21 protein-coding genes are annotated in these 24,993 nt (G+C 33.1%); 9 read left to right on the top strand and 12 right to left on the bottom strand.

Features of this window, described 5'->3' with window-relative positions:
* The first annotated feature begins 388 nt into the window (after positions 1-388).
* From ACZ2G2_RS13585 to ACZ2G2_RS13570, 4 genes are all read left to right on the top strand, one after another.
* On the top strand, positions 389-949 hold the full coding sequence (locus tag ACZ2G2_RS13585) for a hypothetical protein (protein WP_470392706.1): 561 nt from the start codon (positions 389-391) through the stop codon (positions 947-949).
* A 322-nt stretch (positions 950-1,271) separates the two neighbouring features.
* Entirely contained in the window at positions 1,272-1,709 is a 438-nt protein-coding gene (locus ACZ2G2_RS13580) for a GNAT family N-acetyltransferase (RefSeq protein ID WP_470392704.1), read from the top strand.
* 180 nt (positions 1,710-1,889) lie between these two features.
* On the top strand, positions 1,890-4,064 hold the full coding sequence (locus ACZ2G2_RS13575) for an endonuclease MutS2 (protein ID WP_470392702.1): 2,175 nt from the start codon (positions 1,890-1,892) through the stop codon (positions 4,062-4,064).
* A 457-nt stretch (positions 4,065-4,521) separates the two neighbouring features.
* Complete coding sequence (locus ACZ2G2_RS13570; RefSeq protein WP_470392701.1) at positions 4,522-4,812, top strand: GIY-YIG nuclease family protein; 291 nt, start codon at positions 4,522-4,524, stop codon at positions 4,810-4,812.
* Positions 4,813-5,310: 498 nt separating this feature from the next.
* On the opposite strand, the gene ACZ2G2_RS13565 is transcribed toward ACZ2G2_RS13570, so the two are convergent.
* The gene (locus ACZ2G2_RS13565; protein ID WP_101203825.1) at positions 5,311-5,769 is read right to left on the bottom strand and encodes an Mpo1 family 2-hydroxy fatty acid dioxygenase; all 459 of its coding nucleotides are present in this window, start codon (positions 5,767-5,769) and stop codon (positions 5,311-5,313) included.
* Positions 5,770-5,809: 40 nt separating this feature from the next.
* On the opposite strand from ACZ2G2_RS13565, the gene ACZ2G2_RS13560 reads away from it, so the two are divergent.
* A complete protein-coding gene (locus tag ACZ2G2_RS13560) occupies positions 5,810-6,226 on the top strand; it encodes a thiol-disulfide oxidoreductase DCC family protein (RefSeq protein ID WP_282067904.1) in 417 nt (138 codons plus the stop codon).
* Positions 6,227-6,259: 33 nt separating this feature from the next.
* On the opposite strand, the gene ACZ2G2_RS13555 is transcribed toward ACZ2G2_RS13560, so the two are convergent.
* From ACZ2G2_RS13555 to aroC, 4 genes are read right to left on the bottom strand one after another with little or no spacing between them, the layout of a single operon-like run.
* A complete protein-coding gene (locus ACZ2G2_RS13555; RefSeq protein WP_470392699.1) occupies positions 6,260-7,411 on the bottom strand; it encodes a rhodanese-like domain-containing protein in 1,152 nt (383 codons plus the stop codon).
* 7 nt (positions 7,412-7,418) lie between these two features.
* Entirely contained in the window at positions 7,419-8,753 is a 1,335-nt protein-coding gene (locus ACZ2G2_RS13550; protein ID WP_090840710.1) for a dicarboxylate/amino acid:cation symporter, read from the bottom strand.
* Between the two features lie 22 nt (positions 8,754-8,775).
* Positions 8,776-9,348, bottom strand: a complete 573-nt coding sequence (locus ACZ2G2_RS13545; RefSeq protein ID WP_470392697.1) for a hypothetical protein — start codon at positions 9,346-9,348, stop codon at positions 8,776-8,778.
* Between the two features lie 46 nt (positions 9,349-9,394).
* On the bottom strand, positions 9,395-10,456 hold the full coding sequence (aroC, locus tag ACZ2G2_RS13540) for a chorismate synthase (protein ID WP_470392696.1): 1,062 nt from the start codon (positions 10,454-10,456) through the stop codon (positions 9,395-9,397).
* Positions 10,457-10,638: 182 nt separating this feature from the next.
* Between aroC and ACZ2G2_RS13535 the strand changes: the two genes are divergently transcribed.
* Together ACZ2G2_RS13535 and ACZ2G2_RS13530 are read left to right on the top strand one after the other, a co-directional pair.
* Positions 10,639-11,484 (top strand): UDP-2,3-diacylglucosamine diphosphatase, encoded by an 846-nt coding sequence (locus tag ACZ2G2_RS13535; RefSeq protein WP_090840703.1) that lies wholly within the window; start codon positions 10,639-10,641, stop codon positions 11,482-11,484.
* 59 nt (positions 11,485-11,543) lie between these two features.
* A complete protein-coding gene (locus ACZ2G2_RS13530) occupies positions 11,544-12,386 on the top strand; it encodes a hypothetical protein (RefSeq protein ID WP_470392694.1) in 843 nt (280 codons plus the stop codon).
* On the opposite strand, the gene ACZ2G2_RS13525 is transcribed toward ACZ2G2_RS13530, so the two are convergent.
* Positions 12,387-15,275 (bottom strand): FAD-binding and (Fe-S)-binding domain-containing protein, encoded by a 2,889-nt coding sequence (locus tag ACZ2G2_RS13525; RefSeq protein WP_470392692.1) that lies wholly within the window; start codon positions 15,273-15,275, stop codon positions 12,387-12,389.
* Between the two features lie 158 nt (positions 15,276-15,433).
* Between ACZ2G2_RS13525 and ACZ2G2_RS13520 the strand changes: the two genes are divergently transcribed.
* A complete protein-coding gene (locus tag ACZ2G2_RS13520) occupies positions 15,434-17,284 on the top strand; it encodes an OmpA family protein (RefSeq protein ID WP_470392690.1) in 1,851 nt (616 codons plus the stop codon).
* A gap of 184 nt (positions 17,285-17,468) precedes the next feature.
* Positions 17,469-17,945, top strand: coding sequence for a hypothetical protein (locus ACZ2G2_RS13515; protein WP_090840695.1), 477 nt, complete (start codon positions 17,469-17,471; stop codon positions 17,943-17,945).
* 57 nt (positions 17,946-18,002) lie between these two features.
* On the opposite strand, the gene bshA is transcribed toward ACZ2G2_RS13515, so the two are convergent.
* The 6 genes from bshA to ACZ2G2_RS13485 form a co-directional block, all read right to left on the bottom strand.
* Positions 18,003-19,142, bottom strand: a complete 1,140-nt coding sequence (bshA, locus tag ACZ2G2_RS13510; RefSeq protein WP_470392688.1) for an N-acetyl-alpha-D-glucosaminyl L-malate synthase BshA — start codon at positions 19,140-19,142, stop codon at positions 18,003-18,005.
* A 52-nt stretch (positions 19,143-19,194) separates the two neighbouring features.
* Positions 19,195-22,116 carry a glycoside hydrolase family 3 N-terminal domain-containing protein gene (locus ACZ2G2_RS13505; protein WP_470392686.1) on the bottom strand — a complete coding sequence of 974 codons (2,922 nt, stop codon included), beginning with the start codon at positions 22,114-22,116 and terminating at the stop codon, positions 19,195-19,197.
* Positions 22,117-22,237: 121 nt separating this feature from the next.
* A complete protein-coding gene (locus tag ACZ2G2_RS13500) occupies positions 22,238-22,723 on the bottom strand; it encodes an ABC transporter ATPase (protein WP_090840689.1) in 486 nt (161 codons plus the stop codon).
* A gap of 10 nt (positions 22,724-22,733) precedes the next feature.
* On the bottom strand, positions 22,734-23,957 hold the full coding sequence (gene serB / locus ACZ2G2_RS13495; protein WP_090840687.1) for a phosphoserine phosphatase SerB: 1,224 nt from the start codon (positions 23,955-23,957) through the stop codon (positions 22,734-22,736).
* Between the two features lie 52 nt (positions 23,958-24,009).
* Positions 24,010-24,192 carry a hypothetical protein gene (locus tag ACZ2G2_RS13490; protein WP_090840685.1) on the bottom strand — a complete coding sequence of 61 codons (183 nt, stop codon included), beginning with the start codon at positions 24,190-24,192 and terminating at the stop codon, positions 24,010-24,012.
* A 6-nt stretch (positions 24,193-24,198) separates the two neighbouring features.
* Positions 24,199-24,990, bottom strand: coding sequence for a (Fe-S)-binding protein (locus tag ACZ2G2_RS13485; protein WP_090840683.1), 792 nt, complete (start codon positions 24,988-24,990; stop codon positions 24,199-24,201).
* Between the last annotated feature and the right edge of the window lie 3 nt (positions 24,991-24,993).

Raw genomic sequence — 24,993 nt, 5'->3', positions numbered from 1 at the left:
AAGTGCTAATTCAACTATAGTTAAAACCACAAAATCAACCATAACCGGAACAGGAATCATAACCGCGACTACTATCACAACCACAACGTCATACTGAACTCGTTTCAGTATCACACAACAAGCTAAGAAAAGCAACACGATAACTTCAAATAATGAGAATCTGAAATAAATTCAGATTGACGTCAAGTACTAATTCAACCAAAACCACACCCAAAACCAAAACCAGAACCACTATCACAACCTGAACCGCATACTAAACTCGTTTCAGTATCCATAAGAAAAAACACTTCAAAACGCATAAGTGTTGCAAATAAATACTGATAATTGTAACTTCGTTCTTACTTTTTTACAAAAGCAAACCAAACAAATTACTTAACCAATCAACCAAATGAAAAAAAACCTAATTGTACTGCTAATTCTATTAACGTCAACAATTGTTAACGCACAATTTATAAAAGAGAAATCAATAAATGCACAAATTGGATATGGACTTACTTTTCCGTCTGACAGTACTGACGATTTTGCCGATGAAGGTTTTTTTGCACAATCTGAATTAGTATTAAAAATAACCAATTGGGTAGATTTTAGACCGTATGCCGGTTTTATAATAACAAATTCAAACGGTAAAGATTTAGATGGTAATCCAACCAATCAGATTGCCGAAAGTCAAGCCTTTTTATTAGGCGTAAAGTCAAGAATCAGAATTCCGATTCCGTACGTAGCTCCATATGCCGAGGTTGGTATAGGAACATCAATCGGGAAATTTAGAACATTAACGCGTTTTTATAATTTTGATAAAACCGGAATAATTTATCATATCCCTTTTTCTCTTGGACTAGAATTAGGACGTAAACATAATGTTGACATTAGTTTTACGTATTTCTATCAGCCATCTGTTAAACAATATGTGGGTGCATTTGCTGCTGGTCTAACTTTCCCTTTAAACTAAGAGGTTACAACATTTAAATAGCATTAAATATATTGGACCTTTTTTATAAAATCATACAAATATTTGGGCTTTTCGCCTTTATTTATCTTTGGAACAAGTTTATTATTAAAACCATGATTAACACTTTGGTAAACTTTCATAAAAGAAATAATTCTCAAAACATTGACAAGCAACCTATCAAGTTTCTTGTCAATAATCAGAATAATATTTACACTTTTTACGCTTTAACTTTTTGGCTTGGAGGAATTGTAATTTCTTCTAATTTATTATTTAGATAAGTAGCAACTATCAAATCTATTCTCCTCAAATCAAACACATAAATATGGACACAAAAATGGGATTTAATATAGAACCTTGCAGCAAAGACAATATAAAAGTAATTGTTGACGGAATTAACAACTACAATTTAAAAAAAGTAGCTGCTATTGCTCCAATTTGGACACCTTTAGAGTTTGTTGCTAAAGATGAAAATGGTATTGAAATTGGCGGAATCCTAGCTGGAATTGGGTATTGGAATGGTTTAGAAATTAAGATTCTTTGGGTAAAAGATGGCTTCCGAAAAAAAGGGGTTGGTTCTCAAATTTTAAAATATGCTGAAACGATAGCCATCCAGAAAGGTGCAGAAATAGCAATGCTTGACACCTTTGATTTTCAAGCAGAACAATTTTACTTAAAAAATGGCTACCAAGCTATTGGCGAAATAAAAGATTTCCCCAAAGGTCATAAACGTATTTATTTTTCTAAAAAACTTACTAAATAAAGCCTACCAATAAATCACTACTACCCAATCTTAAAAAGTACAAACTTGTTTTTTAGAGGACTAACCAATATTTGAGTTAGTGTCTTAAAAAAAATCCAACCCAATTGCGTAAATTTGTAATGCTAGAAAAAGACTAATTAAAGATTAAAGGATTTTCCGCCTTCACGGAAAAAAGCATAGATGATAAATATTCACGAAAAGACATTACAAGATTTAGAGTTTTACACCGTATTGCAACAAGTTAGCGAATATTGCGTAACTGCATTAGGTAATCAAGAAACCCTAACCATTTTACCATATAAAGACAAAGAAGAATTACTACGTGCGTTACAGCTCACCAATGAGTATTTGTCGTCTTATTACAATGATAATCGTATTCCTAATCACGGTTTTGATACCATTACAAAAGAATTACAACTTTTAAAAATAGAAAACACTTATTTAGAGACGCATAGTCTTAAAAAGTTAGTCTCAATATCATTGACTGCTAATGAGATTGTCAAGTTTTTTAAAAAATTTGAAACCTACTATCCAGGATTACATCAATATAGTTTACGTATTGAAGTAACCACTGCTATTATTGAAAAAGTAGATAGTGTTGTGGATAGATTTGGAGACGTAAAGGATAATGCATCTGCTTTATTACAACAATTAAGACAAGAAATTAATAAACTTAAAGGTAAAATTAATTCTAGTTTTACATCGGCATTAAACCAATATCATAACTTAGAATATCTGGATGATATCAGAGAATCTGTTGTGGATAACAAACGTGTGTTAGCGGTAAAAGCCATGTACAGACGTAAGGTTAAAGGTGCTATTATGGGCGGAAGTAAAACCGGAAGCATAGTATACATTGAGCCTGAAACAACATTACAACATACTAGAGAACTTAATAATTTAGAATACGAACAAAGCGAGGAAGTGGTTCGTATTTTAAAAGAAGTGACCAATTATATGCGTCACTATCTACCATTATTAAATTTATACCAATCATTTTTAACTGAGATTGATGTGATTTCCGCGAAAGCGAAATACGCAAAATCTATGAACGCTATCTTACCAGAAATCTCTGAAAAGAGAGAGTTACACTTGCGTGATGCGTACCACCCTATACTCTATTTAAATAATTTAGAGAAAAAAGAAAAGACATTTCCGCAAACCATAGGACTTAAGGAAGACAGCAGAATTATAGTGATTTCTGGACCTAACGCCGGAGGAAAATCGATTACACTAAAAACTGTTGGGTTACTACAAGTTATGCTACAATCCGGACTTTTAATTCCGGTACACGAGCGTAGTAAAGCCTTTTTATTTGATCGTATATTGAGTGATATTGGTGATAATCAGTCTATTGAAAACCATTTAAGCACCTATAGTTACCGATTAAAACAGATGAATTATTTCTTGAAAAAGATTAATAAAAATACGCTGTTTTTAATTGACGAATTTGGTACAGGGTCTGATCCAGAATTAGGTGGCGCTTTAGCGGAAACCTTCTTGGAAGAATTTTATGCTCGAAATGCTTACGGGATTATTACCACGCATTATGCTAACTTAAAAATGTTGGCTAATGAAAAAGATGAAATGATTAACGCAAACATGATGTTTGACGAGCGTACACTAGAACCAATGTACAAATTAGCATTAGGACAAGCCGGTAGTAGTTTTACGTTTGAAGTCGCACAGAAAAACGGAATTCCGTATAGTCTAATTAATCGTTCTAAAAAGAAGATTGAGCGAAGTAAAGTTCGTTTTGATGCCACGATAGCTAAATTACAAAAGCAACGTGCTAAGCTTGAAAAAACAAGCGAATCGCTGAAAGTAAACGAAAAGAAAAAACAAACCGAAGCCGATAAGTTAGAAGAAATCAATGCTAAGGTTCAGAAAAAACTAGAAAACTATCAAGAATTATACGATAGTAATCAACGACTGATTTACTTAGGTCAGAAAATGAATGACATTGCAGAGAAGTTTTTTAATGATAAAAAGAAAAAGGAGTTAATGTCAGAATTGTTCCGTTTGGTGCAAATTGAAAACTCTAAGCGTAAAAAAGTGACTGCAAAACAAGCTAAAGCTGAAAAAGCTAAAGAAACGCAGGTTAAAAAGGAAGCAGAAAAAACTGTAGAAGTTATTCGCAAAAAGAAGAAAGACGCTAAAGAAAAAGAGAAAAACAAACCTGTGGCACCAAAACCAATTTTAAGAGTCGGAGATCGTGTAAGAATGAACGATGGACGTGCAGTTGGTACTATTGATAAGTTTGAAAAAGGTAAAGCAATTGTTAACTACGGTATTTTTACCACTAACGTTAATGCAGACTTATTGGAGCTTGTTGAAGCAATTAAAAAGAAATAGTAATTGAATTATAAGTGGTATTGAGACCGTTATTACTAAATAAATAAATAAAAGCTCTCGATACACTCCTCCCGGGTCGAAGCACTCGAACTGACGTGTTGTGATTACTCTTATTCGCTTAGATGTGAAAATTCTGCGCTTAATCATTTATCACATCATACTCCAAGCCGTCATTTTGAGTGATTTGTGAGGCACGAGTAAATTGTATCGAGAAGCACATTATCATAAGAAAAATAAAAAGTTCTCGATACACTTCTCCTACGTCGAAGCACTCGAACTGACGTGTCGTTATTACTCTTATTCGCTTAGATGTGAAGATTTTCTGAGCTTAATCATTTATTACATCACACTCCGAACCGTCACTTCGAGTGATTTGTGAGGCACGAACAAATTGTATCGAGAAGCACATTGAAATAAAAACAATCATAAAAGCACTATAAATTTCATATATTTAAAAATGAGATTATCATACGTGTACATATTAAAATGTTCTGATAACACTTACTACATAGGTGTAACTTCAAACTTACACCAGCGATTAATCGAACACAAAGATGGTAAACACCATGAAAGTTACACCTACAAAAGAAGACCTGTTAAATTAAAGTTTTATGCTGAATTCACTAATATTAACGTTGCAATTTCCACTGAAAAGCAAATAAAAAAATGGTCAAAAGTAAAAAAGTTAGCACTGATAAATAATGAGTTTGAAAAACTTACTAATCTAGCTAGAAAGAGTTTTGATTGACAGTTTTAAACTGGTTCTCGATACACTTCTTCTTCGTCGAAGCACTCGAACTGACGTGATGTGATTACTCTTATTCGGTTATATATGACTAACTATTAAATGTATTATCAATTATCACGTCATACTCCAAACCGTCACTTCGAGTGATTTGTGAGGAACGAGCAAATTGTATCGAGAAGTAAATAAACATAAGAAACAGAGAAAAAGTTCTCGATACACTTCTCCTTCGTAGAAGCACTCGAACTGACGTGGTGTGACTACTCTTGTTCCTTTATATTAGATTATCAAAAGTATTATCAATTATCACGTCATACTCCAAACCGTCACTTCGAGTGGTTTGTGAGAACGAGCAAATTGTATCGAGAAGCACATTGAAATAAGAGACAGAGAAAAGTTCTCGATACACTTCTCCTGCGTCAAAGCACTCGAACTGACGTGGTGTGATTGGTCTTATGAGATTACAATTAACGTAGTTTTCTATTAATTAAAACAATTATCCTACTTACCAAAAAGTTTAAAAATAACCCAAGCAGGACCCACTAATAAAAACTGAAGATCGTCAATAAAACTAGGTTTTTGACCTTCTACTTTATGACCGTAAAACTGTCCAATCCAAGCAACTACAAACAATATAATCGAAAAGTATAATATAGACACATATTGAGAAATGTAATAATTAAGGACTAAGCAAAATGCTGAAAATAACAACATTTGCAATCCAACTTTTACCGATAGTCTAAAGTAGAATAACACCAAAATAACTGCTAAAACTACAAATGCCCAATTGGCAATAATTGGATGTGGTAAAAATGAATTTAAAAACCCTGATGGAATAGACATAAATAGGCCGACAACACTAAAAAAGATTGCAGGTACACAAATATAATGTATTGCTATGTTAGTCGGGTCTTGATGACTTACCGCATAACTATCAAACCATTGTTGTAAAGTTTTCATAATATTGATTTTTGTAAATATATTAAATTATTTTTGTGGTATGTTACAGTTACCAAAAGACAAATCTCTAATTCTTTTTGATGGTGTTTGCAACCTTTGCAATACCTCAGTGCTTTATGTTATAAAACATGATGCAAATAACAGGTTTCTATTTGCCCCTTTACAAAGTAATATTGGACAGCAAATCATAGCTAAATACAACTTAGATACGTCTAAAACAGATTCGATTTTATTATACTCTGCAGACAAAGGTTTAAAAGTAAAATCTACCGCTGCGTTATATATTGCAAAACGTTTAGGACTACCAAACAATTTACTATCTGTGTTTTTAATTGTCCCTGCTTTTATAAGAAATGGGGTCTACGATTTTATAGCGAAAAACAGATATAAATGGTATGGAAAAAAAGACAATTGTATGATTCCGACACCTGAATTAAAATCTAAATTTATAGATTAAACAAAGACTCTTAAACAGTTTTAAAACAAAGCTTTACTTTAATATTTTTTTCAATGTATTATAAGCTATTTTTTCCATTTGATCCATTTCTCCATCAGCAAAAGCCATAAGCTTAATATCTGCAAATAAATCTGCTAAATCATTTCGATAATAGTCGTGTGTTTTTACCGCTTCAACAATATTCTGAATACTTTGATAATCATTATCTTCTTCAAATTTTTCATGCACACGTTGGTACACACTTTTATCTACTCTTGATAAAATATACTCTTTTTCCGATTTACTTTCGTCTAAATCAGAATGTGCTATAAAAAGTAATATATAAGCTAATAATTCGTCTTTTGACCACTTATTTGGGTGTTCCATTGTTTCTGTTGTTAAAGTTCCGTATTCTGTCCACGAGCCATCGTAAACACTATTACTATATCCTAAAATTGTTGCAGCTAAACTTAATACTGATGCTGTTATACCAGAGCCACAAGTAAAGACTAATTGTTGATTGCTTTTTGCTAAACCACTAAACAGAGACTGCCAATCTTTGATTGATCTAAAAGTATTACCTTCCAAAAGCGCAGTATATGGTAAGTTAACCGAGCTTGGTATAGTTCCCGATCGTAATCCCGCTCTAGGCTCACTTACTTTAGATGTAAACCTATCGTTTGAACGGGCATCTATAATTTTAAATTCTGAATCTTTTCCTATAGCATCTAAAGACTCAAAATAGACCACGTTACTCGGGTTATATTTTGCTTTAAAATCACCTGTTAATTTTATATTGTCTTGACACAATTCTGTTTTAAAATGGTGTGCGTTCCATTCCGGTAAACCACCATCTAATACCGCTACATTAGCATGCCCAAAGGTTTTAAACAACCACCAAGCTCTTGGGCTTGAGTAAACACCTTTACTGTCATAAACCACAATAAAACTATCCTTGTGTATACCTAAATCTCGAGCTGACTGCTCAAACTGTTGTTCTGACGGGATAGTACTAGGAAATTCTGCCATAACATCACTAAAGTCTTTCTTTATATCAAAAAAACGAGCATTAGGTATTTGTTGTTCTTCCGGATTTGATTGACTACCCGCTACTCTAGCAATAGTTGCATCTAAAACAATTAAATTAGGCTGTTCTAAATTAGCTTGCAACCAGTTTACAGATACAATATTATCAAATCCTTCCATAGTTGCTTTATTTAACGTTTTCGTAATTATCGTCCCATTCTTTTGGTTTAGGATTGTCATGAAGTTTTCCTAAAGATTTTGCCACAATCATAGATACTGTAGCATCTCCCGTTACATTCACAACCGTCCTACACATATCTAAAGGTCTATCTACAGCAAAAATCAACGCTAAACCAATTGGTAATAATTCTGGTGGAAAACCAATAGCTTCCAATACAATAACCAACATAACCATTCCAGCACTTGGCACTGCAGCACTACCTATTGACGCTAATAAAGCGGTACCAACAATTACTAACTGATTTGTAAATGTTAATCCTTCTGGCCAAATTACTTGCATAATAAAAACAGCAGCAATACCTTGATACAAACTAGTACCATCCATATTTACTGTAGCCCCAACTGGTAATACAAAACCAGACACTTCTTTGTCCACTCCCAAATGCTCCTCTACACGCTCCATAGTGACTGGTAATGTTGCAGCACTACTACTTGTAGAAAATGCTAATAACTGTGCAGGACTGAAACGCTGAAGAAACCATAACGGTGATTTTTTTGTAAATATTTTTATCAATAATAAATAAAAACAAATCATTAAAAACAAACCAAATACTACACAGGCTGCATAACCTAACAGTTTAACCAATATTGTAGTGTCATCAAAAGCGATAATAACGTTTGCCATTAATGCAAAAACTGCATAAGGCGCAAATAGCATGATTAAATCAACCATTTTCATAACCACTTCGTTTAAAGAATCAAAGAAGTCTACTAATGGTTTTGCTTTTTTTACTGGAATTAATAATAGACAAATACCAACAAATAATGCAAAGAAAATAACTTGAAGCATTGCCGGTTTTCCATTAGCATCACTAAAAGAAAAGAAAATATTACTAGGAAAAATATCAACTAAAGCTTGTAATGGCCCGGCATCTTGAGTTACTTTTGCTTTACCAATCATTACATCAGCATTACCTTGATATGTTGTTTTTATTTTATCAATAGTTTCTTGAGGCATCCCCTCTCCTGGTTTAACAATATTTACAATACTTAAACCTATTATTATTGCTATTACAGTTGTTCCAATATAAATACCAATGGTACGTAACCCCATTGTTTTGATTTTAGAAATATCTTTTAAATCTGAAATCCCTTTAATTAACGATGCTAATATTAACGGAACTGCTATTAATTTTAAAAGATTAATAAAAATTTTACCAAAAGGAGCTATCCAATCGCCAACAAATCCTTTACCTCCATCTACGCTATTCATTAAAAAACCAAAAATGATTCCTAAAACCATTCCTATTATAATTTTCCAGTGTAATGCAAGTTTTTTCATAAGTTGTTAGTTGTTTTTCCTTTTAGTTAGTTAGTTTTCGTCCTATAATTTTATGTCTCCAAACTTCATAAAGACAACATGTCGTGTCGTCTTGGTCTGGATTATTTAATGGTAATTCACGCTGTATTCTTTTCACCTTATTGTAATCGGATATTAAGCCAAATGTATTTAAATCTGTCGCTAAAAAAGTGTTATCAAAACCACCTCCATTACTTAAAGCGCTAGTATCCCCTCCTATTGTGATTAAATCATAACCAACAAACTCAAATTGGTCGGACAAGTCTGCTTTTCTAGCATTAGGTTCTTTAACAATTGCTAGCAAATTAAAATAAGGAATCGCTTTTACTTTTTCTAATACATAATCCAATGTATTAAAATAAAACATGACTAAACCTTGATCTGTTACCAAATGCTCCCAATCTGCTTCTGTATCCATCTCTGGTACAAATAACAACCTATTAAGATTACCATCTAAAGATACTAATTCTTTTAAATGATTAATTTCAGAAAATGCTAAATAGTCCTCCCAACTAAATCCATGCTTATGATTAGCATCAAAAGGCTGCAAAGCTGTATAGTAAATCTTAGATTCCATTTAAAAAACAAAGCTAAACGTGATATTTATAATTGTAATACGGGTTTTATGAGTACGTTTTATTGATCAATAAATAATCCGCTAAAACCAATGCTGCCATAGCTTCCACTATAGGTACCGCTCTTGGCACAACACAAGGATCATGACGTCCTTTACCGTGCATTTCTACTTTTTCGCCGTCCTTATTTATCGTTTCTTGATTTTGCATGATGGTTGCAACAGGCTTAAAAGCCACTCTAAAATAAATATCCATTCCGTTGCTAATACCACCTTGAATACCTCCTGAAAGGTTCGTTTTAGTGCTTCCGTCTATATTAAATAAATCGTTATGCTCACTACCTTTCATTTTTGCGCCACAAAATCCGCTACCATATTCAAAGCCTTTAACAGCATTAATAGATAACATGGCTTTACCTAATTCGGCATGTAATTTATCAAAAACAGGTTCTCCTAATCCAATAGGTACATTCTGTAAAACACAAGTTACTGTACCTCCAATAGTGTCTCCTTCTTTACGAATTTGCTTAATGCGGTCAATCATTTTTTCAGCTATAGCTGAATCCGGACAACGCACATCGTTACTTTCTATATTAGAAAAGTCTAAATCTTGATATGGTTTATTTATAAAGATATCTCCAACCGAAGATGTAAACGCATTAATTTTTACATTTTTAAGCATTTGCTTAGCGATAGCACCTGCAACAACGCGACTTGCGGTTTCTCTTGCAGAGCTACGTCCTCCACCTCTATAATCTCTTAAACCATATTTTTTGTCGTAAACATAATCAGCATGACTAGGTCTATAACTATCTTTAATATGCGAGTAATCGTGAGATTTTTGATTAGAATTTTCTATAACAAAACCAATTGGTGTTCCGGTAGTTACACCTTCAAATACACCTGACAAAAACTTAACTTCGTCTGGTTCTTTACGTTGTGTTACAATAGCAGATTGGCCAGGTTTACGTCTATTCATTTCTGCCTGGATAGCCTCTAAATCTAATTCGATTCCTGGAGGGCATCCATCTATAATTCCACCAATTGCGACACCATGTGACTCTCCAAATGTGGTTAGTTTAAATAAGTTTCCGAAGCTATTACCTGCCATAAATCAATTAATTTACGCTAAAGTAATCATAAATAATAGCCAAACAAAACTGAAGTAAATTCAACTTCAAAAAATTGATAATATTAACTTAACAATTAGCTCATAATTAGATAATTATCCAATAATGTTAGATTAACACTAGAAACTGATATTTGCATATCATAATTGAAACCCCAATTGCTTTGAAATTAAAAAGAAAAGTTGAGATTGTTGTTATATCGGATGTGCACCTAGGCACTTATGGCTGCCATGCAAAGCAGTTACTAACCTATTTAAGTAGCGTAGATCCCAAACATTTAATTCTAAATGGGGATATTATTGATGTTTGGCAATTTAGCAAACGGTATTTTCCGAAATCACATATGCAGGTCATTAAAAAAATTGTGGCTTTAGCTGCTAAAGGCACAAAAGTGACATACATAACGGGAAACCATGACGAAATGCTTAGAAAATTCACGGATTCTGAAATAGGAAATATTTCAATAGTTAATAAGTTAGTTCTAGAATTGGACGGTAAAAAAGCATGGTTTTTTCATGGCGATGTCTTTGATGCTTCCATACAAAGTGCCAAATGGTTAGCTAAACTTGGTGCCTACGGTTACGATCTTTTAATTTTAATAAACAGATTAATAAATTGGCTACTAATTACTTTTGGAAAGGAACGTTACTCATTATCAAAAAAAATAAAAAATAGTGTCAAAGGAGCAGTTAAGTTTATCAGCGATTTTGAAAAAACAGCAACAGACTTAGCTATAGAGAATGGTTATGACTATGTTATTTGCGGACATATCCATCAACCTAAAAACGAAATAGTAGAAACTAAAAAAGGAAAAACAAACTACTTGAACTCCGGAGATTGGGTAGAGAATTTTACTGCTTTAGAATATCAGTTTAACCGCTGGAAGCTTTACAGGTATAGTGAAGATAAACTCTCTGCCTTTTATGCAGACGAAGAATTGAAAGACATGTCGGAACAAGAATTAATTGCTGCCATTACGGTTATGAAACCTTTTAAAACACCTAAATAACATTTTAAATTTGTGCTGTTAGTTTTAGTTATTGTTTATTTGTTAAAAACAATATTAAAATGAAGCCATTAAAACTTACTCTGCTTTTTGCTATTTGTACCGTTATTTTCAACTGTTCTAGTTCTGACTTAGATGATAATAATGGTTTAACTCAACAACAATTTACTGGTGATTTTTTCCCTTTAAACATGGGTAACACTTGGGATTATGATGTACAAAACACAGATAACGATACTAACCAAACTGTAACTAGCACAGATTTTATAGAAGTAGAAAGCCAAACAAATACAGGATTTTCATTAAGTGTAAATCAAAATGGGATTCCAAATGGTATCATGAGTGGGATTTTAACAAGCGGTGCATTAACCCGCACAGAAACAACATTAATCTCAAACGGTACTGTAGAATTACCAATAGATGGTTTTGATTTACAAATTGAACTAGAAAATGCCTTACTTTATAATACACAAGTCGCCAATGGTGAGTTATTATCAACACAATCAGGAGTATTTACTCAAGATTTTGAAGAATACCCGATAACCATTAATTACACACTAACAAGCACGCAATTAGCTAACTTAGAAACGTTAACGGTGGATAACACGACTTACAATACTATTACTTCAGCTAATATAAGTTTAACACTATCTGTAACAACAGAAGTTACTTTTGGTATTACCCAAACCATTCCGATATTAGATGACACAACCCCTGTATTATCAGTAATTAGTTATTACGCAGAAAATATAGGACTTGTAAAAGCAGAAGCGACTAGCGGTTACACATTAAATGCTAATACTGTAAGTATCTTAGAAGGTATTGGTGTCGATTTAAGTCAATTACCAACAAGTTTATCTGTACTAAATAATCAAACATTAATTAGTTATAGTGTTACACAATAATTACAACAACGCCTGCTTTAAAATAGTTATTGGATGTAATGCTACGCGTTGTGTTCCATCTTTAATTTGATGCCTACAACTGGTCCCATTAGCACTTATAACTGTAGTCATTGGCGCTTTTCTTACAGCTGGAAACAAGGTTTGTTCTCCTACTTGCATACTAACTTCGTAATGCTCTTTTTCGTAACCAAAACTTCCCGCCATACCACAACACCCACTGGGTATTAATGTTACTTTATAGTTTTTAGGAAGATTCAAGACGTTAAAACTGTAAATTTGACTAGACTGTGCTTTTTGATGGCAATGCCCATGAAATTTAATTGTTTTAACCTCCTCAGAAAACTGTGCCGAAGTTATGTTTCCTAATGCTATTTCGTTAGCTAAAAAAGCTTCAATTAAATACGTGTGTTCTGCTATCGCTTTCGCGGAAATTTTGTCGTCGACCAATCTTGGATATTCATCTTTAAAGGATAAAATAGCAGAAGGCTCAATACCTATTAAAGGCGTGTTTTCTGAAACTAAATCTTTAAAAATTGACACATTTTTATCGCCCACTTTTTTAGCCTGTTCTAATAGTCCTTTAGACATAAATGCACGACCCGATTCTACATTATCAACAAGCTTTACATTGTAATTTAAGCCTATTAATAATTGTATCGCATCCTTCCCTATTTCAGAATCTAATTGATTAGTAAATTCATCATTAAACAAATACACCGTTTTAATATAATTTTTACTAACTAATTCTTTTTTAATTAATTGATACTCCTTACTTAAAGTTTTACTTGATAATAAAGGTAAACTTCTTTTAGGTGCAACACCAATACTTTTTTTAATCAAAGATGATGTTACAGTATTAGAAAACATAAAATTTGTAACTCCCTTAAAGCGTCTCCCTAAATGATTTAACTTATCATTGTAAGCAAAGAGTTTTGCTCTTAAAGATGTTCCGTTTTCTTTCTGATATTGATATAAAAACTCAGCTTTTAAACTAGCAACATCTACGCTACTTGGACACTCGCTAGAACATGCTTTACAACTTAAGCATAAATCAAAAACTGACTTCAATTCTTCATGATTAAACTTGTTTGCTTTCTCTGAATTTGTCAAGTATTCTCTTAACGCATTTGCTCTTGCTCTTGTCGTATCTTTTTCATTTTTTGTTGCGCGATAACTAGGACACATTGTACCTCCAAATTCTGGAAGCTTTCTACAGTCACCAGAGCCATTACATTTTTCTGCTTCACGCAAGATACCTTCCGATTTAGAAAAATCTAATATGGTCTTAATTTCTGGCGCTACGCTATCTGTTTGATAACGTAAATTTTTATCCATTGGAAACGCATCTACTATTTTCCCAGGATTAAATATGTTGTTTGGATCAAAAGAAGACTTAATACGTTTTAATAATTGATAGTTTTTATTACCAATCATTAATTCTACAAATTCCCCTCTAACAATACCATCACCATGCTCTCCACTAAAAGAGCCCTTATATTTTTTAACTAAAAGCGCAACATCAGTTGTGATTTGTCGGAATAACTTAACATCTTCTTTCTTTTTTAAATCTAAAATAGGACGCAAATGCAACTCACCTGCTCCCGCATGCGCATAGTAGACCGCTTTTTGATTGTACCCTTTCATTAAAGCCGTAAAATCAGAAATGTAATTTGCTAAATCTGGCAATGCCACAGCTGTATCTTCAATACACGCCACTGCTTTTTTATCACCAATCATGTTACCTAACAATCCTAACCCAGCACTCCTTAAATTATTAGCTTTATCTATTTGATCTTCAATTAATATAGGGTTAGCATAACTTTTGGTGTTATTTTTTGCAGAGAAAATCAAATTTTCAGCCTTTAACGTAGCATCCTTAAGACTAACACCCCTAACTTCACACATTAAAATAGCTTCCGGATCTCCTTGTATAAAATAGCGATTGTCTTGTTGCGTTTTATTGTGCCTTGTTAAATCTAAAATGGTTTTGTCCATCATTTCACAAGTATACAAATCATGCTCTATTACTGGATTTACAGCATTTAAACAGTCTTCAATAGTTTTAAAATGCAATGCAACCATTACTCTATTTTCAAGAGGTAAATCGTTTAACTTTAATGTTATTTGTGTTGTAAATGCTAATGTACCCTCGCTTCCTGTTAATAAGTTACAAAGGTTAATATCTTCAGTATTTAAAATCTTATCTAAAGCATACCCCGTGTTTCTTCTATGTATTTCTGGTTTTGGAAAGTGTTTTAAAATTTCAGCCTTAGCGTCTTCAGTAAAAACATCGTTTTGTATTTGATTATAGATTTGACCTTCTAAAGTGTTTAATGTCAATTTCTGTTTAAATTCGTCTTTAGACAAACTTTTAAATTCCGCTTCACTTCCATCGCTTAATATGGTTTGTAACGCAATAACCTTATCTCTTGTTACGCCATACTTTATGGAAGTTGTACCTGATGAGTTATTACCAACCATACCGCCAATCATGCAACGGTTAGATGTAGAGGTATTGGGACCAAAAAATAAACCATGTGGTTTAAGGTAGTTATTTAATTGATCTCTAACCACTCCAGGTTGTACAGTAACTGTCTTATTATTTAAGTCTATAGATAGGATGTCTGTAAAATGCTTAGACACATCCACTACAATTCCTGTACCTACACATTGTCCCGCTAAGGATGTTCCTGCTGTTCTTGGTATTAAAGATGTATTGTTTTGTTTAGCAAAAGTTATAAGTTGTTTTATATCCTCTTTATTTTTAGGGTAAGCAACCGCTAAAGGCAGCATTCTATAAACAGAAGCATCTGTTGCATAAATGGATTTTGTTAAATCATCATGATACAATTCTCCTAATAAACTGTTTTTCAACTTGTTTAAATCCATATTACCCTTTAATAATTACAAAAAAATCAATATTTTACGTATTTCATCGGTAAAATAAGCGTTTTAACGATATGAAACATTTAGTATGCTCTCAAAAATAGGAAAGATAGTTAGATAATTACATTTGTATTATTAACAATTAACATAAAACAAAATAAATGTCAACAAATCTATTAAACTTATTCAAAGAACAATTATCAGACAACGTACTTAGCAATGTATCTAACCTAGTTGGAGGAGAGAAAACAGAAACAATACAAAAAGGGCTTATGGCTGCTGCACCTGCATTATTAGGTGGTATTATGGACAAAGCCTCTACAACGGAAGGTGCTGCTTCAATTTTTAACATGTTAGGTGATGGTGCCGAAATGGGTAATTTATCAAATGCATTAGGTGCAGGCGGTGAAAAATCTGATGGGTTTTTAAATAAAGGGTTAGATTTTGTAAAAAATATATTAGGAGATAAAGCTTCTGGAGTTATTGATTTAGTAAGCTCTGTATCAGGAATGGGTAAAGATTCGTCTTCATCTATATTAAGTGTTGCAGGGTCTGTTTTAAGTGGTGTTTTAGGAAAACAAAAATCTTCAGGAATGGATTTAGGAAGTTTTGTTGGAATGTTATCTGGACAAGGTAGCTTTTTAGACAAGTTTGCTCCTGCTGGATTAGCTTCTTTATTAGGTTTAAGTTCTTTTTCTGGAATTTCTGATAAATTAGGAAGTTTAGCTGGTGGTGCTTTAGGTTTTGCTGGTGATACAGGAAAAGCTGCTTTAGATGGTGCTGGTAAACTAGTTGGTGGTGCTGCAGATGTTGCTGGTAACCTTGGAAAAGGTGCTGTTGATGGCGCAGGAAAAATAATAGGTGGCGCTGCAGGTGTTGCTGGTAATGTTGGAAAAGGTGCTGTTGATGGTGCGGGAAAAATATTAGGTGGTGCTGCAGGTGTTGCTGGTAACCTTGGAAAAGGTGCTGTTGATGGTGCAGGAAAAATAATAGGTGGTGCTGCAGGTGTTGCTGGTAACCTTGGAAAAGGTGCTGTTGATGGTGTTGGAAAAATAGGTGGTGCTGCTGCAGGTGTTGCAGGTAACGTTGGAAAAGGCGCTATTGATGGTGTTGGTAAAATAGGTGGTGCTGCTGCAGGTTTAGCAGGAAGCGCAGGAAAAGCTGGAGGATCTTTAATTAAAAAGATTTTACCTTGGGCAATTGGAATTATTGGATTGTTACTAGCATTCTTTTTAGTAAAAGGTTGTGATAGTGATAAGTCTATATTAGATAATGTAAAAAATGCTGCAAACGAAACTACAGGTGCTATTTCAAACACAGCAAACTCTGCTGTAGATGCTGCAGGAAACGCCGTAAACAAAACAGTAGACGCTGCAGGAAATGCTGTAGATGCAACTGGTAACGCTATCGGTAATACAGTTGACGCTGCAGGCAATGTAATAAACAAAACTGTTGACGCTGCAGGTAATGCAGTAGATGCTACAGGAAAAGCGATAGGTAATGTTGCAGGTGGTATTGTAGATGCTTCAGGTAATGTAGTTAATGCTTTTGGTGAAGCTATCGGAAACTTTTTTAGCTCTGATTTACCAAACGGAACAAAATTAAACATTCCAGAAGGTGGATTTGAAGATAACTTCTTAAGTTATATCAAAGACGGAAAGTTTGAAGCTGGAAAGTACTATGCTTTTGATAGATTATACTTTAACACTGGATCTTCTTCTTTAGATGCAAACTCTATGAATCAAATTGAAAACGTTGCAGCTATAATGAAAGCGTATCCTGAAGTAAAGATTTTATTTAGAGGTCATACTGATAATACAGGATCTGTAGCAGGAAATAACAAATTATCTGCTAGCAGAGCACTTTCAGTAAAAAATAAATTAGTTGAAATGGGTGTTGCTACTTCTCGTATTAATACAAAAGGAATGGGATCTGCTGATCCGATTGCTGATAACGGTACTGCTGAAGGAAGAGCAAAAAACAGAAGAATTGATGTTTCTATTGAAAAATAGAACTACAAAATAGTTAGTTAGTTTAAGTTGAAAAAGGTTGGTAAACATATGTTTCCAACCTTTTTTTATACCTCAATTTTAAATTTAATTTAAGAATAAGTAAATTATAATCACAATATATTTGTACTAAACAATCTAAGCATACCGTTTAGACGTATATAGTATAACTAATAAACAAATTAATATGAAAAAATATTTTTTATTCGCTTTTGCGATTTTTGGATTTGCAACATTGACGTATGGTCAGGATATTGCTGATAATGCTATTGGATTAAGATTAGGAGATAGTGATGGCTTTGGAGCAGAAATCTCTTACCAACGTGCTTTAGGTGACAATAACAGATTAGAAGTAGATTTAGGATGGCGTACGGGAAGTGCGTATAATGGATTTAAACTAGCCGGATTATACCAATGGGTTTGGGTTTTGGACGGAGACTTTAATTGGTACGCTGGAGTTGGTGGAGGTGTTGGATCTTATAGCTTTGATAACAATGCTATTGATGATGAAACTTTTGTTTTTGCAGCTGGAGATATTGGTGTTGAATACAATTTTGATATTCCTTTACAATTAGCTTTAGATTTTAGACCAGAATTAGGGTTTGGAGACTACAGAGATGATTTAGATTTTGATATCGCATTAAGTGTACGTTATAGATTTTAATAACAATCATCATTAAACATAAAAAAACCACCTATTTAAGGTGGTTTTTTTATGTTCTTAATTTAAGATTTTACATTTATTTAATGTCTCTTGATATATTGCTTCGTACTGCGGAACAATTTGATGAATATCAAATGTTTTAGCTTGCTCCCTAGCATTTATTTTAAATTGATTTAATATTGCATCATCTTCCAAGATTTTAATTGCATTTTCACTCATACTATCTACATCTCCCACATCACTTAAATAACCAGAAAAACCTTCTTTATTCACCTCTGGAATCCCTCCTGTATTACTTGATATAACCGGAACACCTGATGCCATAGCTTCTAAAGCAGATAATCCAAAACTTTCCGTTTTACTTGGCAATAAAAATAAATCTGAAAAACATAGTATTCTGTCTATCTCATTACTATTACCAAAAAAGACTACTTTATCCATAATTCCCAATTGTTCGCATAAACGTTCGGCCGGTTCCCTTTCTGGACCTTCTCCAACCATCATTAATTTTGCAGGAATTTTTTTCTGAATTTTGTTAAAAATATTAATAACATCAGGTATGCGCTTTACTTCTCGCATATTACTAATGTGAGTAATAATCTTTTCGTCTTCATTTGCCATCATGCCACGTTGACAATCTGTAAATCCATTACTAAACTTTGTAATATCTATAAAGTTAGTCACTACATGAATATCATTTTTAATATCAAATAAACGTAACGTATCGTCTTTTAAGCTTTGAGACACCGCTGTAACAGCATCTGATTTATTTATACTAAATGTTACTGCTGGTTTATAGAATGGATGACTCCCCACTAAAGTAATATCCGTACCGTGTAAAGTCGTTACTATTGGCACATATATATTATCTTCTCTAAGCATTTTTTGAGCCATATAGGCTGCGTATGCGTGCGGAATTGCATAATGTACGTGTAAAACTTCAATGCCATGCAGTTTTACCATATCCACAAGCTTACTAGATAAAGCTAACTCATAAGGTTGGTAATGAAACAAAGGGTATTCTGGTACATTTACTTCATGAAAATGCACATTGTTACCTAACAATTCTAGTCTTACAGGTTGATTATAAGTAATAAAGTGAATCTCATGACCACGTTTTGATAACTCTAAACCTAACTCTGTTGCTACTACGCCACTTCCTCCAAATGTTGGATAACAAACAATACCTATTTTCATGTAATATCTATGGTTTAATACTTGGTCTGATTATTTTTAAAAACTTTACAATTTAATCTATAATTGCATCGTAAATGGCTGCTTGAATATTGGTTCTAATATCTTGTCTTAATAGTGTATTGGGACCTTTTGAAGATGGATACGTTCTATTAGCCATAAAAACATATACAATTTCTTGTTCTGGATCTGCCCAAGCATAGGTCCCTGTAAATCCTGAATGTCCAAAACTAGTCATACTTACACAACCACAAGTTGGGCCAGCATCTCCTAATTGAGGTTTATCAAACCCAATTCCTCTCCTATTATTACTTTCGCAATAATAACACGTATTAAATTTATCTAACGTTTCTGTTTTAAAATAACGACGTCCACCATAGTATCCTTTTTGTAAATACAATTGCATAATCTTAGCAATATCATTAGCATTACTAAAAACACCTGCGTGACCTCCTACACCGTCTTGCATAGCTGCCCCCATATCATGCACGTAACCTTGTACTTTTTGATATCTGTAATAGTCATCTATTTCAGTTGGGACAATACGACTATTACTAACTTTATTATATGGATTGTACATCGTGTTATTAGCACCTAAAGATTTGTAAAAATGGTCTGCAGTCAACTCGTCCAAACGTTTGTCATAGTGCGACTCTATGTATTGTTTTAAAATATAGTAAGGTAAATCACTATATCTATATTTTAATCGCGTTAATAAATCAGTATCTTTAATTCTAGTATTAATAGAATCTTTATAGTCGTCTCTTAAATACAATTCTGGAGAGACTTTAATAGAAAAACCCTGAGACTTAACTTTTCTATAATATTTTGTCGAAGGTTGTTTAGTGTCAGGATCTAATGTTGCGAAATAAAACGGAATCCACGGTTTTAATTGTGCGTAATGCGACAACATTTTTTTTAAAGTGATATTCTTTTTATTCGAATTTTTATACAATGGTATAATTTCAGAAAGCTTAGTATCTAAAGACACAATACCTTGTTCTTCTAACTCCATTAACAACGGTAAAGTTGCTACAATTTTAGTTAAAGAAGCGATATCATAAATATCATCTGGTTTTACTTGCTCCGAACCTTCGTACGTATGTTTACCAAAATTTTTGTTATAAATTACTTTTCCTTTTCTAGCTATTATCAACTGTATACCAGGTGTCATTTTACCATTAACAGCGTGATTAGCTATAGAGTCAATCTTTTTTAAAGCATAACTAGACATACCAACACGTTCTGGAATACTATATCCTAAACGCTCTAAAGAGTTTTCTTGTTTCCCTTCTCCTACTTTAAAATATGGTCCAGCCGAAACAGGTAATTTCCCTCGAGCGGCTATAGCTCCGAAAATTAGCTGAGCCGATTTTTCTTGAGAGATTTTACTATTTTGATAACTAACTACTACACTTTCTATATTAGTAACTGACTTTAAATCTAAAAGCGCATAAGGTTTAGCAAAAACATCTAAAATAACATTATTAGTTCTAGCTATTTCCTGCAACCACACTAATTCTTTATTTGAAAACTTATAACTTTTCCAAGGACTAGCATTAGACTTATGAAACCCTACTATTACAGTATTATAGTTTTGTAATTTCACAATCAATTCGTCTAAATTCTCAGAGGACACTTCATGTACTTTAGTGTATTTTTTAAGCTCATCCACAAAATAAGAACCATCCGCACTACCAAGCTTTACATAAGCTATTTTTTTAGTCTCAAGATTTCTAAGTGGTAATTGATTAGTTGTATCTCTTGCAATTGTAATGGCATTTTCCATTAGCATCTCATACAATGCATCATCTTTAATTCTATTTAAATCAGATACAAGGTGGTATGGACTAACAGGTCTGTAATTATTTAAACCTACTTTATATTTTGCTTTAAGTATTTTTTTGACTGAATGCGCTAAACGTGCTTCTGAAATATCCTGATTATTATAAGCTTCAATAAACTTAGCAATAGCAGTTGGAACATCTCCAGACATTAACATCACGTCATTACCAGCTTGAAAAGCAGCTAAATCAATATCTCCAGGTGCGCTAAAATTTGAGGCACCCTTCATGGTTAAAGCATCCGTAAATATTAAACCTTTAAAACCTAAACGTCGCTTTAATATATTAGTTACTATATTTTCTGATAATGTTGATGGGTAACCATCTCTTGGCTCTAAACTAGGTATGTTAAGATGTGCCACCATGACACTTGATAAGCCTTCTTTTATTAATCTTCTATATGGGTATAACTCTACTGAGTCAATACGTTTTTCGTCAAATGTAACTGTTGGTAATGTTTTATGAGAATCTGAATCCGTATCTCCATGACCTGGAAAATGTTTTGCATTGGCTAATACGCCAGCGTTTTGCATCCCTTTCATAAAGGCTAGAGCTTTTTCAGTAACATTATCTCTATCTTCTCCAAAAGAACGGTTTCCAATAATAGGATTATTTGGATTTGTGTTAATATCTACTACAGGTGCAAAATTAAAATGAACACCTATGCGTTTACAATGCTCTCCTAACTGACGACCTGTTTGCTCAATTAATTGATTGTTTTGAATGGCTCCTAAAGTCATATTCCATGGAAAAGCATACGTAGAATCTAAACGCATACTCAAGCCCCATTCCGCATCAATACCAACTAATAATGGCACTTTTGAAACTGCTTGAAGTTCGTTATTTAGTTTTGCTTGTCTAACAGGACCTCCTTTAGAATAAATTACACCACCAATTTTATTATCTCTAATTAAATTAATAACATTACTTTTTTCTATTTCTGATTGATTAGAAAAAACCTGAACCATATACAACTGTCCAATTTTCTCTTCTAAAGTCATGGCGTCATACAAATCATCAACCCATTGTTTCTGGGCGATTGGGTCTTTATCCAATAAAGGATCAGGCGTGTCTTGAGCGTGTAAAACACTAGAAAACACTAAAAATAAGGTGAGGGCTTTTAAATATTGCATATACTGAATTTGACTTTTTAAGTGGTACTTTAATATACCACTAAAAACTATGCCAAATTAGTACTTTTAAGATTATTAATAAAGGACTTTATGATAGAATTATAAGCGTTTTTTGAACAATTTAACTCAAAAAACGATTATGCCAGCTCTCGCTTGCAGGTACTTCCCAACTTTCGTTAAGTTCTTCAATATTGGTCACTAGGTTGTTAAATACAATCGTGTTTTTAGAAACAGCTTTTTGCTTCGCCATTTTTCTGAAATCTGTCAACGTTTTGTGTGCTACAAATTCACCTTGCTTATAAGACACATTCATTTTATCTAATAAGTCAACGTCGTATTCTTTTTCTAATTGCTGAATAAAAACAACAGAAGCATCAATACTACAACCCGTAGCTTGATTTAGTTCTTGATCTAAAGCGATAATAATAAATCGCTTATATCTGATGTCATAACCAGATTTTAAGTCAGCACCATGTGCTGTCCAACTTTCTATAAAAACATCTAATTTAGACTTAATATCTTCTAATTCTGTATCTGAAAAAGAGCGATTAGCTTGGTAAATCCAAACTCTTGAAGTTTCTGGTAATGTGTTAAAATCTACTAACATTATATTGTTGTTATTCTATTAAATCTATATGTCTATCGTGATACCCTAATAAATACAAGACACCATCTAATCCTATGCTAGAAATGGCACTTTGGGCATTGTTTTTTACTTTTGGCTTGGCATGAAATGCAATTCCTAACCCTGCTAAATTAAGCATTGGCAAGTCATTTGCTCCATCTCCAACTGCTATGGTTTGACTGATATCAATCCCTTCTTTTTCTGCTATTTCTTTAAGGTATTCCGCCTTTTTATTACCATCTACAATATCTCCAAGATAACCGCCAGTTAGAACACCATCTTTAATTTCTAATTGATTAGCATAGACATAATCCATACCCAATTCTTTTTGCAGATAGTGTCCAAAATAGGTGAAACCTCCTGATAAAATAGCGGTTTTAAAACCGTACTTTTTTAAAGTATCAATTAAACGTCTTGCCCCTTTTGTTATTGGTAGATTAATGGCAACGTCATGTAAAACATCTTCACTTAATCCCTTTAATAGTCTCATACGTTGTATAAAACTTTCATTAAAATCTATTTCTCCTTGCATTGCTGATTCCGTAATTGCTTTTACTTCATCTCCAACACCTGCTAATTCTGCTAATTTATCAATAACTTCTGCTTGAATAAGTGTTGAATCCATATCAAAACAAACCAAACGTCTATTACGTCTATAAATATTATCTTCCTGAAATGCAATATCTACATCTAAATCATGAGAAATTTGCATGAATTTTTCTGTAAATTCAGACTTACTTTCTATTTTACCTCTAATAGACAACTGAATGGATGCTCTAGGATATTCGGCTTCCTGTACTAAAGACGTACGACCGGTTAAACGTTTAATGGCATCAATATTTAAGTTTTTATCAGAAATAAACTTAGTGACTTCCGATATTTGCTCGGCAGTTAACTTATCTCCCAAAATAGTCACAATGTATCTGTCTTTACCTTGTAAACTAACCCAGTTTTCATAATCGTCTAAAGAAATTGGTGTAAACTTAGCTTTAACACCAAGCTCATACGCCTTAAACAATAAATCTTTTAATACTGCAGCCGAGTTATTTCCGGACTCTATCTCAAACAAAAAACCTAAGGATAGTGTATCATGTATATTGGCTTGTCCAATATCTAAAACCTTAGCGCCATAATTGGCTAATACATTAGTTAAACTTGATGTTAATCCTGGCTTATCCTGTCCTGAAATGTTTAAAAGAAATATATCGTTTGCCATTATTACTGAGTTGTTAACTACTACTAAATGCGTATTAGTTAGTCTATACTTATTATTTATTCAATTTTTTGTGATCTCTTCTATACGTTAAATACCCGTTAAGCGCTGCAAATAAAACTAAATGTGCTATAAATTTAATGACAGAAAATGGCAACTCTTTATAATAGTCCCAACCAGCCATAATTAAAGCAAATACTAACCCTGATATTAAACCTGATAAAATATACTTTTTCATATTTTACTATAGGTTTTGTGCGCTAGCGATAAGCTCCGCAATATCCATTACTTGTATTTCGTTTTCCTTTTCTTTGACTTTTACACCATCGGACATCATAGTCATACAATATGGACAACCGGTTGCGATAATATCTGGTTTTGTTTCTAGAGCGTCTTCCGTTCTAAGTTCATTTATGTCTTTGTTTCCTTTTTCTGGCTCTTTAAACATTTGCGCACCTCCTGCTCCACAACATAATGCTGTAGATTTACTACGTTTCATCTCTATTAGATTAGCATTTAAAACGGATAATACATCTCTTGGTGCTAAATACTCTGAGTTTGCACGTCCTAAATAACAAGGATCGTGAAATGTAATACGTTTACCACTAAACGTACTGTTCTCTATTTGAATAACTTTAGAGTCTATTAATTGTTTTATAAATTGTGTGTGGTGTAAGACTTCGTAATTACCACCCAATTCTGGATATTCGTTTTTTAAACAATTATATGAGTGCGGATCGCATGTTACAATACGTTTTACCTCGTATGCGTTTAACACCTCAATATTCATAAACGCTTGCATTTGAAACAAAAACTCGTTTCCTGCACGCTTAGCTAAATCTCCTGTAGCACTTTCTTCTGTACCTAATACAGCAAAATTAACATTGGCTTTGTTTAATATCTTAACAAATGCTTTTGTTATTTTTTTTGCTCTATCGTCATAACTTCCTGCTGATCCTACCCAGAATAAAATATCTGGAGTTTTTCCTTGGGTCATCATTTCTGCCATAGTTGGCACTATAAGTTTTTCGCTCATAAT

It is taken from the genome of Olleya sp. KKT75, assembly GCF_055635485.1.
Note: the sequence above shows the minus strand (reverse complement) of the source record. Positions and strands in the feature narration are given on the sequence as shown.